Origin of the sequence: Litoribacter ruber (genome assembly GCF_018500185.1) — a bacterium.
GTDB lineage: Bacteria > Bacteroidota > Bacteroidia > Cytophagales > Cyclobacteriaceae > Litoribacter > Litoribacter ruber.
Genome location: NZ_JAHBGI010000002.1, coordinates 1 through 14,398 on the forward strand (window position 1 = coordinate 1; position 14,398 = coordinate 14,398).

At 45.6% G+C, this 14,398-nt stretch carries 6 protein-coding genes; 4 read left to right on the forward strand and 2 right to left on the reverse strand.

The genetic code is table 11. The annotated features are described in order from the left end of the window. Positions 1-581 precede the first annotated feature (581 nt). Positions 582-1,181 (reverse strand): TlpA family protein disulfide reductase, encoded by a 600-nt coding sequence (locus KIH41_RS02285; protein WP_214161375.1) that lies wholly within the window; start codon positions 1,179-1,181, stop codon positions 582-584. A 485-nt stretch (positions 1,182-1,666) separates the two neighbouring features. Between KIH41_RS02285 and KIH41_RS02290 the strand changes: the two genes are divergently transcribed. From KIH41_RS02290 to KIH41_RS02305, 4 genes are all read left to right on the forward strand, one after another. Beyond that, complete coding sequence (locus KIH41_RS02290) at positions 1,667-5,500, forward strand: T9SS type A sorting domain-containing protein (RefSeq protein WP_214161376.1); 3,834 nt, start codon at positions 1,667-1,669, stop codon at positions 5,498-5,500. Positions 5,501-5,588: 88 nt separating this feature from the next. After that, positions 5,589-6,122 carry a COG1470 family protein gene (locus tag KIH41_RS02295; protein WP_214161377.1) on the forward strand — a complete coding sequence of 178 codons (534 nt, stop codon included), beginning with the start codon at positions 5,589-5,591 and terminating at the stop codon, positions 6,120-6,122. A gap of 333 nt (positions 6,123-6,455) precedes the next feature. After that, a complete protein-coding gene (locus KIH41_RS02300) occupies positions 6,456-8,681 on the forward strand; it encodes a T9SS type A sorting domain-containing protein (RefSeq protein WP_214161378.1) in 2,226 nt (741 codons plus the stop codon). A 1,068-nt stretch (positions 8,682-9,749) separates the two neighbouring features. Next, positions 9,750-10,166 (forward strand): hypothetical protein, encoded by a 417-nt coding sequence (locus tag KIH41_RS02305; RefSeq protein WP_213946166.1) that lies wholly within the window; start codon positions 9,750-9,752, stop codon positions 10,164-10,166. Positions 10,167-11,707: 1,541 nt separating this feature from the next. Here the strand turns inward: KIH41_RS02305 and KIH41_RS02310 are convergent. Beyond that, a complete protein-coding gene (locus KIH41_RS02310; RefSeq protein ID WP_214161379.1) occupies positions 11,708-14,122 on the reverse strand; it encodes a zinc-dependent metalloprotease in 2,415 nt (804 codons plus the stop codon). Positions 14,123-14,398 lie beyond the last annotated feature (276 nt).

The window sequence follows — 14,398 nt, forward strand, 5'->3', positions numbered from 1 at the left end:
ATGACTTGGTCTTTTCCTATCATCGCTGTAATGCCAGGTGGAGGCACGATAGCATTTGGCTTTTTTGCAGTGGCCATGATACTTCAATTTGGATTTGTGATTAAATATTTTCCTGAAACGAAGGGAAAAGTACTGGAAGAGGAACTTGCATAACTGACGGGCTACACCTTCTGGATTGGGTATTCGCCCTGCGGCCTGGTTTAGGGGTTTAGAAACCGCGAAGCGACGAGGAAGATGAGGCGTTGGTTTCACGCCACGAGCGCAAAGAGAATGCGCAAAGGGCGCGGCGTTGCCTACAGCTCCGTTAGGAGCGGCCGATATAATAACCGCCGGTGGCAACCGGCGGGCAGCAAACACCTACCACATCACAAGTCCCAGAGGGACGCACCATATAAATTCCTGAGTGAAGCCGCAGGATGGGGATGGCGTGGTTTGCTCTAAACTACTAAACCTCCCGATCCCCGCAGGGATGATCAAGGAATAAACTTCTAACCTACGTAGTTTAGGAGGTTATTCGGCCTGCGGCCTAGTTTAGGGGTTTAGAAATCGCGAAGCGGTGAAAACGATTAGGGGGGTGGGGGCTAGTGGGTAGCAACGGATATGTTATCCAGTTCCCCATCAATAAATTCCCGAATGATCCTGTTGTAAGAGGTGGAGGCACCTGGGAGTACTTTGCCTAGGGTTCCGTCGGATTTGATCAAGAGGTGGAAGGGTACTGCCCTGCCTTTTTTGTTTGTTTCAAAGGATTTGATGTATCGGTTTACTTCGAGGTTGCCGAAGACCTGCTCGTAATTGAAGATCAGGTCCGGGCGCTTATTGTTATAGTTTCTAAAGTTGAACATGCCCAATTTATCAGGGTGTTCATCGGAGAAAGCGATAAACCTTACTTTTTCATTTTGGTAGTCTTCCACTATCTGGTTGAGATCCGGGATTTCCCCTATACAGGGCTGGCACCAGGTTCCCCAAAAGTTGACGATCAATATTTCATCCTCCTTAATGTCTTCATCAATCATATCGCTGATGGCTTTTCTGACATTGGCAGGGGAATCAGCTTTATATAGGCTCGCATCTGGTAAGGCAAAAGCCAGAAATATTATGATGAAAGCGGCTGGAAAGGTATAAGGTTTGGTCATGTGAATCTTGTAAAAATCAGTGGGTTGATACCTAAATAATCTTTTCAATATAGATGTTTTAGTTTTGCGGTGCAAATACAGATGGTGGTACCCACCGCAAAGAAAATAAAGAAGCGCAAAGAATTATTAGTTTAATGGTAAGGGAAGCCGCAGGGTGGTGATGGCGTGGTTTGCTCTAAACTCCTAAACCTCCCTATCCCCGCAGGGATGATCAAGGAATAAACTTCTAACCTACGTAGTTTAGGAGGTTATTCGGCCTGCGGTCTGGTTTAGGGGTTTAGTAACCGCGGCCAGCCCTCTAACCCATCTACCATTTTAATATTCTGCAATCTCATGCATCTAAATGTATTTTATGGATACAAATATGATTTGCAAAATATTGTTTTAATTTATAGGGTCTGAAAGTTTGTAAATATTGGGGATTTAGTTTTAATTAGGGGCTAAATAAATACCAGTACTTCAGTGGTTTGGGTTAAAGGAAAAGTTAGAAGGTACAGGGAATATTCAATTATTGTCCATTTTAACTTTACCCTATGAAAAAAACTCTACTGTTTTGTATTGCCTTCCTTTTTGCCTTTTCAGCTTTTTCACAACATGTCTTTGACGCCAATTTTGCGCCTAAGTTTTATGATTATGCCAAAGCAGAGCAGGCCCTGGCCCAGCCCGACGGGAAAATCATTGTTGCAGGTAATTTTATCGAAATCGATGGGAAGGAAGTGTCCGGATTGGTCAGGCTTAACCCTGACGGTACGCTGGACCCAAGCTTCAAATTCGACTGGGCGCCCATTACCATGGTGCGGAGGATGGAAATCGGCCCTGACAACAAAATCTATGTCCTTAATGGCAGCAGGGTAGGAAAGGGGCAGACGCTCTTACGGCTTTTTGAGGATGGGTCGGTGGACACCTCCTTTGAAATCTCCCTGGATACGGAGATCATGGAATTTGCCATCCTCCCTTCCGGAAACATCGTGGCCCGTCATTTCCAGCGCCATGGCCCCTTGCTTCATATGTATGATGCGCAAGGGAAAAAGGTTGAGGATTTCCAGGTGGAAAGTAACACTGTAGACTTTACCCACCTTGCGGTGCAGGGGGAGAAAATCCTGGCGCTTATCCCTTCTTTTGAGGAAGGACCGTCCAGCTATAAGCTTAGCAGGCTTATGCCCGACGGCAAGTTTGACCCAACTTTTGATTCGCCGGTTCGCTACAGTACCATTCCGCATTACCACCAGATTGTGGTATGGCCGGACAATAAATTCACCTTATACGGATTCCTATCTTCTGAGCAAAGGCAACTTGCCAGGTTTATGCCTGACGGGGAGTTGGATCCCACCTATGCCAATCCGGTGTTCGGCTCAAATTATGACATCCTGAAATATTCACCGGCTCAAAACGGAGAGCTGTTTATCCTCGACAGGGAGGATTTTAGGGAGGTCACACTGCGCAAACTCAGCAACCAGGGGGGGCAGCAGTTTTCCTTTCCCGGTATGACGTTGAGTTCCGAGGAGAGAAGCGAGTCCGAACAGGGCATCATCCCCCTGGCTTTGCCTGACGGGGGACTGCTGGTGTATGGAGCCTTCAGCAAAATTGCCGATCATAATTCTTTCGGAATTACCAAAATTGACCTGTTCAACAGGATTGTGGAGAACTTCAATCCGGAACTTTTAAAAGCAGGTTCTACACAAGTGGCCAAAATGGACCATCAGGGAAGACTTCTGGTCGGGGGGGATTTTGTGAAGGTCAACGGGCATTTTGCCAACAGTTTGACAAGGTTTAAGAGAACCGGTGAAGTGGACGTCACTTTTACTGCAAATTACCTCAAGCAGCGGAAAAATGCGGTTACCGATATTTTTATAAATGAGGATCATGAGGTTTATGTGGGGCTGGAAGTTCCTTGGACCTCAGCGGATTTTCTCCACCAACTCAACGATCAGGGAGTGTTGATGGATGATTTCAAGGAGAAATTTATGGTGCTGTCCTTGGGCGATGGAGTCCGGAAAATTCTGCCTTTGGAAGACGGAGGATTTTTGGTTGGCGGAAACTTTATGGCCGATAAAAACAACCTGAAGCCCCAATACCATCTGGTCAAATTCAACAGGGACCATTCCTTTGATCAGGACTTTAACGTGACGCCCCACTTCAGCAATATGACAAGGCTTTACACCATGGGCATCTCAAACGGGCAGCTTTACACCTCCTCTTTTGACAGAGACGACAATTACCATTTGAAGGTGTTTGGCCTAGATGGCGAGTTTGTCCGGGATTCGGTTTTCCAGGAAAGCGCCAATTATTCCGTCAGGGCGATCACGGCCTTGCCGGGAGGTAAAACACTTATTTCCGGAGGACCCAACCGCCAATTCAGTGAAAATGACAGCTTCAGGAATTTTGTACTGGACAGCCTTGGAAACATAACTGAGGGTAATTTTTCGCATAGACGCTTTATGGTGAATGACGTACAGGTGCTGCTGGATTCAACGCTATTGTGGGGAGGAACCTTTTCTTCTTTCAACAATTTCAACACCCCATATATTGCCAGAACTGACATGGAGGGGATGATCAAGGCGGTGGATACCGAGCTCAATGGACCGATTGAAACCATCAATTATTTGGAAAATGGTTTTCTGGCCTTGTCCGGTACATTCACGGAAGCCAATAAACAGCCCAGATTTGGCTTTGCAATCCTACGAGGGCCGCGCATTTCCCCAAGAATCATTGGGATTAAGGGACCGGGCATTTTTGGCCAAAATGAAACCATTGACCTTGGGGACCTTTTGGAGGTCATCGATATGGACAACAGTTTTCCTACAGGATATACTTTCAAAATCTTGGGCAATGAAGTCGGCTACAGCATTGGGGAGGGAAGTATCACTACCGAAAAGGGTTATGTGGGCCCTCTGACATTTGAGGTGCAGGTCAACGACGGGGAAAGGGACAGCAATATTTTTGCGGTGGAGCTCCAAGTGGAAAGCTATACCAAGATTCAAGTGTTGGGGACCAGCCTTCCTGAGATGATTGCCAAAAACGGGTATCTGGAAATCAAGTTGGAGGACCTGGAACTGAACCTTGACCCAGAAGATGAGGGGTACAAAGATCTTCTGATCGTGATCGAGGAAGGTGAGCATTATTCTGTAGTTGATGGAAAAATCATACCTGACACCGATTATTTGGGTGAACTCAAAGTAACCTTCAGGGTGGATTTTGGCAGTGTAGAAGGATTGCCTTATATCCATAATCTGTTGGTAAGGGACTTTGAAATGCCTGTGATAGTAGGGACAACCTTGACATCTGACCGCTATTTGAATGAAAAGATAGGGGTGACCATTGGGGAGCTTGTTTTCGAAGAAAACCCAGAAATGAACCTCCAAGGTTTTGTGCTAAAACTTCATGCAGGAGCCAATTATATTATTGAAGGGGATACCATTGTTCCTTCAGACCATTTTAAGGGAACCGTTAGGGTAGGCATCAGTCTGGTCAAAGGAGAAGAGGAAACCAATGTATATATAGCTGAATTCAACATGGGTGCCTTGGAACTTCCACGGCCTCAAATCACCAGAGTAGCCTTGCCAAGGGTGATCAACCTGAATGATAGCCTGATCCTGACTTTGGAGGATCTGGTGTTGAGTATAGGACTTACGGAACAGGAGAAGGAGTATTATAAGGTAAATATCAGTGAGGGGGAAAACTTCCGGATAAATGGACAGAGCATATCCCCGGTGAGGGCCTTTACCGGAAAGATGACCATACCGATATTCCTTACCGCTCCGGATTACATCAGCAATGTTTACCTCTGGGAGGTCACCGTGCTTGATCTGGTAATTCCAAAGATTGCGGAAGTGAAGCACGAAAAGGTAATCCCTCCGGGCCAGAACCTTCGGATCAAAGCAGAGGATTTGGAGTTTGATGAAGATATCCCGGCAGATCAAATGGAGTTTTTGAAGATTAACATTCTTCCCGGCGAGCATTACGAAGTTGAGGAAGAGGATATCATCCCTGAGAAGAATTACGAGGGCATGATCACCGTGGGCCTTGAGGCAGAGTTTGGCAAATACAACACCCAGACCGCCTATATCAACTTCAGGGTTTCGGCAGTTACAGGCATTTCCATGCTGGAGAACGTCTCCAACAAAGTGAGAACCTATCCCAACCCGACAACAGGTGAGCTGAACATAGAGGTCAACTACCTGCAGCAGGGCACCACCATGATAGAGGTGATGAATCCGGCAGGCAAAGTGTTGCTGCAGCAGCTGATCGATAAGGACAGCGAGAAACTGATGCTCAACCTCTCCTTGGCCAATCTCCCAAATGGCCTGTACATTCTGAGAATCAGGACGCAGGACAAGGTTGCCATTAAGAAGGTTCAGAAGAGGTAGGGTTGTATCCCCCCTTGTAGGGGCGAAAAATTTTTCGCCCCTACAAGGGGGGATACTTTTTTATTAGAATCAAATACATTTTATCAAAATGAAAAAGTTTTTGCTTTTGGGGATCCTGCAGGTCCTGGTTTTACAGTTTGCTTTTGCGAAGGGAAGCTCTTTTGTTGATTTGGGTGATCGGGTGGTATGGCAAACAGCTGAATTCCAAGTAGAATTAAGCAATTCTGGTGAGGATGATCTCAATTTTGATGCATTGTGGGAGATAGGGCTCCCCAGTCTAAGGATTTTGGATGATTTTCCTTTGACCCTTTCACCAGGTGAGACTACATATCTTAGAATGAGTTTTGTCCCTGAAAATGTTGGGGAATTTAAAGGAGAGATAGGATTTGATAATGGGTTTAGAGTATATATTGAAGGAAGGATCCTGGATTTTGAACAAAAAGTATCTATTATCCTACTGGGCAAAAAAAGCTTTGGGTATGTAGGAGAGGAGCTTACTTTTGAGGTGGAAGTTGAAAATACAGGTGACATTGCCATTGAAAGTTTTACAATCAGGGAGGAGCATACAGGTTATGATGGTGATATTGGGCCTATTGAACCAGGAAAGAAGTTGAGCCTGTAGATACCCTATACGGTAACCCAGGAGGATATAGAGAGAAATAGTATCCACTTAACGGTTGTGGGGACTACTGAGAATGGGTTTCAATTTTTTCATGAAGAACTCTGGCGGTTTAAACCTGGTGCGATGGTTTCCGTGCCGGAGTTGATTGATTTGGGAGAAATATTTTATAAAGGGAATTTTACAGAATATCATTATTTTCTTATTGATATTTATAATCCTGGCACAGATACCTTGGAAATTAGGAGCAAACCGCAGAAAGGTTTAAACTTTTTTGAACCTACAAGTTCTGAACAATTTTTAAAGATATTACCTGGAACATCCCAAAGTTATTCAATGATGTTAACCTTTGGAAAATATGGAGTTTATGAAGGAGAAATAGTATTTGTCAATAACAGTGTAGACAATTCCGAATTAATAGTGAATTTAAAAGCTACAGTGACTTTTGGACCTCCTGATTGGGATATATCAGCGAGTGTTTCTAAAAAAGATTTTTCTAAATTGGGAGATTCTATCACTGTATCCATTTCAATTGATAATAAAGGTGATTATGCAATTGGTCTAATAACAGGGCAAGAAAATAGATTTTTCTATATAGCAGAATATTTAAAACCCAATAGTTCTATGGATTTCTCTTTTGATTCGCCTGTGACGGAAGATGATATTTTAAACGGAAAAAAAGAAATTGACTTTATCATTGATGAATTTTCAGGAGAAAGGGTTTTTATTAAAAAAGTAATTCCACTAAAAACTCCGGGAGATGACGCTTTGCTACGCAAAATAGAGCCTTCAATCACCCCAGAGGGAAAAACTCCATCTGCGATCCAATTTCAATATGACTGGGAAGAAGAAGTGCTTTCTTTGGCCATTGATCTGGAGATCAAGCCGGGTTTTGCTATAGATTGGAATGCTATTGAGCTTCCTTCTCCTTTAAATGAAAGCCATCAATTAATCGTAGAGGAGGCAGGGGCTGCGAACAGTAGGGTGATGAATACTTTCCAAAGAATTAAAATCGCATCAAAGGATGGCAAACCTTTGCCCAAAGGAGATGGCGTATTATTGGAAATACCTATTGAACCTGATTTTTCAGAGGAGTATGAGGTGATTTACGATAATATTATACTGCTTGCTGCCACGGGTGAGGTATTGCCGATCAAGGCAGAAACTTATAGGCTATCTGTCAATGATCCTACAACAAAAAAACCTTTGGTTTCAGCGCCGGAGTTGATTGATTTGGGGGAGGTGTATTTTGGTAATATTGATTCATTGTTCAATATTGAAATCCACAATCCTGGAACAGATACTTTGACAATTAGAGATATCAAAACAAGTGGATATTTTTATTCTGATGATATTGCCTTTTATAGAGAAGCTTTAATTATACCTCCTGGAGAGTCGGGGGGATGGCCAATTAGATTTAAGAAAAGAGCTGTGAATATGGTTTTTGAAGGGGAGGTCATATTAGTTAACAATAGTATTAACCAACCTGAAATAAGTGTTCAATTAAGAGCGGAAGTCGTCTATGGCCCTGCTATTTGGGAGTTAAATGGTTTTCTAAAGGAGACCTTTTCAAATGTTGGGGAAGAAATTGACATTAAAATACAAGCTGTTAACTTAAGAAATTATATTATAGGTAGACTGAGAGGTTTGGAAAGAAACTTTAATAGGGAATTATCTTTTCCATATTGGATCGGCGAATATGATACCTTAGAATTTGATTATAAACATATTGTCACAGAAAATGACATCTTGAACAGCAAAATCGACTTTGACTTTTTTACTTCTGATGTCACGGGAAATGAGGTTTCCCTTCATAAGGAGGTCACCTTAAAGATCCAGGAAGATGACGCTTTGCCACGCAAAATAGAGCCTGTTATCATCAGGGAGGGAAATACTCCTTCGGCCATACAGTTTAAGTTTGAGTGGGAAGAAGAGGTGCTTTCTCTGGCCTTTGATCTGGTGATTAAACCCGGCTTTGCCATCGATTGGAGTAAAGTAGAGCTGCCGATTCCCCTTAGGGATACCCATCAATTGACGGTAGAAGATAATGGGGCTCCAAATAGTAGAATGCTGGAAAATGTTGTCAGGGTAAAAATCACCTCCAAGGATGGGAAACCGTTACCTCAAGGCGAGGGGATACTGTTTAACATTCCCATTGAAGCTGAAGATTCTGAAGAGTATGAGGTGAACTTCGACAATATTGTCCTGCTTGCTGCCACAGGCAATGTATTGCCAATCAATGCTGGGAATTACAGACTGGCCGTGAATGATCCGGTGACCGGGATCTACCCGGAATTCAGGCACCTCAACATCTTAACCCAGAACTACCCGAATCCCTTTAGTAGGGCAACCACCATTAAGGTAAACCTGCCCAAGGAGATGAAGGCCAGGTTGGCGGTGTACAGCGTGACCGGCGAAGAGATCATGGTCCTGCTGGATGGCCCGCTGAAGGCTGGCGAACACGAGGTAATGCTGGACGGAATGGATTTGAAACCGGGGCTCTATCTTTATCAATTGCAGGCTGATGGGATGGTGTTTCATAGGAGGATGATAAAGCGATGATATATGGTGGTTTAGTCGGCCTGCGGCCTGGTTTAGGGGTTTAGAAACCGCGAAGTGGCGAAGATGAGGGTTTGGATCACGCAGCGGCGCTAAGAAAATCGCAAAGGCCGCGACGTTTAGTGTGGTTAATCTCTTCTTCCCCTCGCCCCGGTCCTTGAGCACAGGTTGGTTAAAATGGTTATTATTCCACTGGGCGTAGTTACGCTGTATTCCCAGCGGTGACTGATTAATGGATTAAGGAGCTGGCGTACCTAACCTTAATCCCTTAATCCTTTCAACCCTTCAACCTTATCACGGGTTGGTTTAAAGGTACAACGTCCAGAAGGGAATAGCTGCGCTGTTTTCCCAGCGGTGACTGATTAAGGGATTAAGGAGCTGGAGTACCTTACGTTAATCCATTCAACCCTTCAACCTTTTCACGGGTTGGTTTAAAGGTTCAACGTCCAGAAGGGAATAGCTGCGCTGTATTCCCAGCGGTGACTGATTAATGGATTAAGGAGCTGGCGTACCTAACCTTAATCCCTTAATCCTTGCAACCCTTCATCCTTATCACGGGTTGGTGTAACGGTTTAAGGTCCAGAAGGGACTAGCTGCGCTGGGTTCCCTGCTGGACTGATTAATGGATTAAGGTGCTGGAGTACCTAACCTTACGCCCTTAATCCTTTCAACCCTTCAACCTAATCACGGGTTGGTTTAAAGGATTAAGGTCCAGAAGGGAATAGCTGCGCTGTATTCCCAGCGGTGACTGATTAATGGATTAAGGAGCTGGAGTACCTAACCTTAATCCCTTAATCCTTTCAACCCTTCAACCTTATCACGGGTTGGTTTAAAGGTTTAAGGTCCAGAAGGGAATAGCTGCGCTGGGTTCCCTTCTGGACTGATTAATGGATTAAGGAGCTGGAGTACCTTACGTTAATCCATTAATCCATCCACCCCATCAACCTATTCATAGATTCGCGAAGCGGTTATCGGGAAATAACCCTGCCATTGCCGGCCGGCAAGCCTCTAAATCAACACTCTAAACCTTACTGATAATCAGATTGTTATAATTAAAATATTCTGATTGTGATGAAGGCTTTTGTTGTGGTGTTTGTGGTGATGTGGATGGCTGTTTTTGATGCGATGGGACAGCAGAATGATGTGAGAAGGGAGCTCGAGGAGATCAGTTTGGCAAATAAGAGGATACAGGAACAATGGGAGTCAAGAAGTACGAAGTACGAGGTACGAGGTACGAAGACGGAAGTGCAAGGTACGAAAGAACCATGGTATGAGGAAAGGACGATGCCGGACAGTGTGCCCATACAGCAATATGTGATGGCTTATTACAGGGACCTTTACCGACAGGAATATAGACCTGAAAATCTCCTGAGAAGGGTAGGTGATGTCAACTTTATCCATTTCATACAAAGAGGGGATTTTTCGGTTTTCATACTTGGAACACCCAGGCCGGTCACGCCGATCCGTGGGGCTGGTATATGGAAGTGACACGTCGTGTGGTTTAGGAGTTTAGTCGGCCTGCGGCCTGGTTTAGGGGTTTAGAAACAGCGAAGCCACGAATGGTTTCACGCAACGGGAATCGCAACGGCCGCAACGTTTTAGTGTACTTCATTCTCTTTTTCGACCGTCTTGGTCCCTGAGCAAAGACGAAGGGCACGAGCTGGTTTAAAGGTTAAAGATCCAGGAGGGAATAGCTGCGCTAGATTCCCTTCTGGACTGATTAATGGAGTTGGGAGCGGAAGTACCTAACGTTAATTCCTTAATCCATTCAACCCTTCAACCTTTTCTGGAGTTGGTTGTAGGGTTTAACGTCCAGAAGGGACTAGCTGCGCTGGGTTCCCTTCTGGACTGATTAATGGATTAAGGAGCTGGAGTACCTTACCTTAATCCCTTAATCCTTTCAACCCTTCAACCTTTTCAGGAGTTGGTTGAAGGGTTTAACGTCCAGAAGGGAATAGCTGCGCTGGGTTCCCTTCTGGACTGATTAATGGCTGTGGGAGCGGAAGTACCTTACGTTAATTCCTTAATCCATTCAACCCTTCAGCCTTTTAACGGGTTGGTTTAAAGGTTCAGCGTCCAGAAGGGAATAGCTTCGCCCTATTCCCTTCTGGACTGATTAATGGATTAAGGAGCTGGAGTACCTTACCTGAATCCCTTAATCCTTTCAACCCTTCAACCTTTTCAGGAGTTGGTTGAAGGGTTTAACGTCCAGACGGGAATAGCTGCGCTGGGTTCCCTTCTGGACTGATTAATGGATTTGGGAGCGGAAGTACCTTACGTTAATTCCTTAATCCATTCAACCCTTCAACCTTTTCACGGGTTGGTTTAAAGGTTCAGCGGCCAGAAGGGACTAGCTTCGCCATATTCCCTGCTGGACTGATTAATGGATTAAGGAGCTGGAGTACCTTACCTTTATCCCTTAATCATTTAAACCCTTCAACCTTTTCAGGAGTTGGTTGAAGGGTGTAACGTCCAGAAGGGAATAGCTGCGCTGGGTTCCGTTCAGAACTGATTAATGGATTTGGGAGCGGAAGTACCGTACGTTAATTCCTTAATCCATTCAACCCTTCAACCTTTTCACGGGTTGGTTTAAAGGTTCAGCGTCCAGAAGGGAATAGCTTCGCCATATTCCCTTCTGGACTGATTAATGGATTAGGGAGCTGGAGTACTTTACGTTAATCCATTAATCCATTCAACCCTTCAACCTTTTTACGGGTTGGTTTAAAGGTTAAAGGTCCAGGAGGGAATAGCTTCGCCATATTCCCTTCTGGACTGATTAATGGATGAGGGCGCTGGAGTACCTTACGTTAATCCATTAATCCATTCAACCCGTCAACCTTTTTACGGGTTGGTTTAATGGTGAAAGGTCAAGGAGGGAATAGCTTCGCCATATTCCCTTCTGGACTGATTAATGGATGAGGGCGCTGGAGTACCTTACGTTAATCCATTAATCCATTCAACCCTTGAACCTATTTCAGCAGGGATGATCGGGAAATAATCCTGCCTTTGCCGGCAAGCAGGCTTCTAAACTACCAGCAGAATATGTCATCCTGCCCAATTGGGGCGCCGGCGGGGATGTCGAGGGGTTTGGTGGGGGTGAGCTCCTCGGGTTGGGAGAGGAAATGGTGGATATGGCTGGCCAGATAGTTGTCGTGGGCTTCCTGGGCATAATTGCTGCCTCCTTGCCTCTTGGTAATCTGCCTTGATTTATATTCCCCACTGTACAAATCCTCCAGCTTCTTGCGCGTGATGGCCCGTACGGATGCTGAGGCCTCCGAACTTTTGGCCAGGGAAATCAACTCCTCCACCAAAATCCTTGAATTTATCATGTTGATTTCCTGTGCCCAGCCTTCTTTTCCGCTTTCAAAAAACTGGTTGGTCAACTTGTCCACCGTTTCCTGAAAGGAGGGAAGGGAATTGTCACTCAGGTGCTGCTGGTAAAGCCTGTTAGCCCTGGCGGGATGAAAAAGGAAGCCCAGGGTCATTTTGGCCACATTTTCCGCAGGGGCGGCGGGGTCAAAATTAAGTGCGTTTCTGGATGAAAAGGTCTCTCTTCTTCTCCCAAAGCCCATAGGCCGGGGGGGAATCAAATCCGCGATATGCCCAGGAAGCACCAGGTGTTCCGGGGAAAGGGTGGCCAGCAGTGCATCCAGTGCCTGGCGCTGCATGCTGCCTTCCACTCTGCTCTGGGATTTTTGGTTGTCTCCTTTTACCTGATAGGTATAGTCCACGCCTCCCAGCAGCTTGCTGGCGGCCTCAATCTGATATCGGTGCATGAGGTATAGTGGCACCAGCACTTCTTCCAAACTTGCCACAGGACGGCCTTCTTGCAGGGCGTTCAGGCCAAAATCCTCAAGTTTGCGCTTGCGGATGGTCAACAACCTGCTGAGTTCCTCGGCCGGATTCTCTTGGTTGTCCCAAAGGTGGGCACGGGGATGGCTGCCTCCCGGATGTCTGGCGTCCATATCGGCGATGAACTCCAAACCCTCCTCAGCGGCATCCCGGAGGATCCTATCCAATTCTTTATCTTCATCTTTTCCTTCCCCAAACTGTGCATAGCCATACTTTATCGCCACTTTATCCCAGTTGCCTATGGCTTGATCGTAGGCATTGCTAAGATCGATTTTGCCATTTGCATCCATGTCTATCTGGGGGTAAGGGTAGTCCATCACCGAACTCATATTTGGCGAAGCCGCATAATTATGGGACAGGCCCAGGGTGTGGCCGATCTCGTGGGCAGAAAGCTGGCGCAGGCGGTCCAATGCCATATGTAGCATGCCACTGTCGTATTCAGCTCCCTCTTCAAAAGGCTGGAGCAGCCCCTGAGCGATCAGGTAATCCTGCCGTACTCTCAGACTCCCCAAAGTCACATGGCCCTTGATAATTTCCCCGGTTCGGGGGTCACGAACAGACGCTCCATATGACCAGCCCCTGGTGGATCGGTGAACCCATTGGATCATGTTGTACCTCACATCCATTGGATCAGCACCCTCAGGGAGCAATTCCACGCGAAAGGCATCCTGAAAACCGGCTGCCTCAAAGGCATCATTCCACCAATTTCCTCCTTCAATCAATGCGGACCGGATAGGTTCGGGAGTGCCTTTATCAAGGTAATAAATGATGGGTTCAACAGCTTCCGACCGTTCCTGCTCGGGGTTTTTCTTCTCCAGCCGGTGGCGGGAGATAAAGCGTTTCTCAATGGATTGGTTGATTGGGGTGGCAAAATCCATGTAGCTGATGCTGAAGTAACCAGCTCGGGGATCAAACTTTCTCGGTTTATAATTCTCATCGGGAAGTTCGATAAAGGAGTGTCGCTGCCTTACTGTTACTGCTTCTGGCGAAGGGGTTACCGACCTGATGTGGCTTCCCTTTGGCGTGCCGGTTACGGTGATGTAAGCCTCCACCTCGGTGTTTTGGGGAAAGTTTTTGGTATTTTCAAAATTGAGCGCACTGCGGGAGGATTCCAGTTTGTAGGTCCCCTGATTTTGGTTGCCTAGCTTTTCGGCTATCTGGTGGGCGTCTTGAAGAAAAAAGGAGGTGGCGTCGACTTTATATTTTCCATCACTGTTTTCCTGAATTTCAAAACCCCAAAGCACCGATTCGGCAAAGGCATCCTGTACCGCTTTTCGTTCATCCTCATTATCGCTTTCAGCTCGGAAGTCAAGGTTTTTGTGCACCAATAGTATTTTGTTCCCCGCTTTGCGGAATTCCACTACCCGGGTATTGCCCAGCTGTCCGCGGTCCATGCCCAGGTCGTTGGAGCCTATCCCGGCCGGGAGGGAGTTGACGTATAGAAACTCCTTTTCCAGATCGTCTATCTCTAAAAAGATCTTACCCTTGTCCTCATCGGTTTGCATATTGATAAAGCCTTCAGAAGATTTCTGGGAAAAGGATAAATGGGTTAGAATTAATAGGGGAAACAATAAAAGTAAATGTATTTTCATGGTCGAAGCTTAGGTATGAATTGTGGTTTTATGTAATCTAATCTAGCTACAAAGGCGCTAAGACTCAAAGAAATGTTTGGGTTGAGAATGTCTTCAACATGAACTTCTTTGCGCCTCTGCATCTTTGTGGCTAGCTTATATACTAAGTATTTTCTTAGTGCCTTCGGGCCTTTGTGGCTCATCTAATCTAGCTACAAAGGCGCTAAGACTCAAAGAAATGTTTGGGTTGAGAATGTCTTCAACATGAACTTCTTTGCGCCTCTGCATCTTTGTGGC

What these genes read in the sequence shown, in the direction of transcription:
- KIH41_RS02300 (WP_214161378.1), top strand. Translation starts at nt 6,456, where the DNA reads ATGATGTTAACCTTTGGAAAATATGGAGTTTATGAAGGAGAAATAGTA.
- KIH41_RS02290 (WP_214161376.1), top strand. Translation starts at nt 1,667, where the DNA reads ATGAAAAAAACTCTACTGTTTTGTATTGCCTTCCTTTTTGCCTTTTCA.
- KIH41_RS02305 (WP_213946166.1), top strand. Translation starts at nt 9,750, where the DNA reads ATGAAGGCTTTTGTTGTGGTGTTTGTGGTGATGTGGATGGCTGTTTTT.
- KIH41_RS02295 (WP_214161377.1), top strand. Translation starts at nt 5,589, where the DNA reads ATGAAAAAGTTTTTGCTTTTGGGGATCCTGCAGGTCCTGGTTTTACAG.
- KIH41_RS02310 (WP_214161379.1), bottom strand. Translation starts at nt 14,122, where the DNA reads ATGAAAATACATTTACTTTTATTGTTTCCCCTATTAATTCTAACCCAT.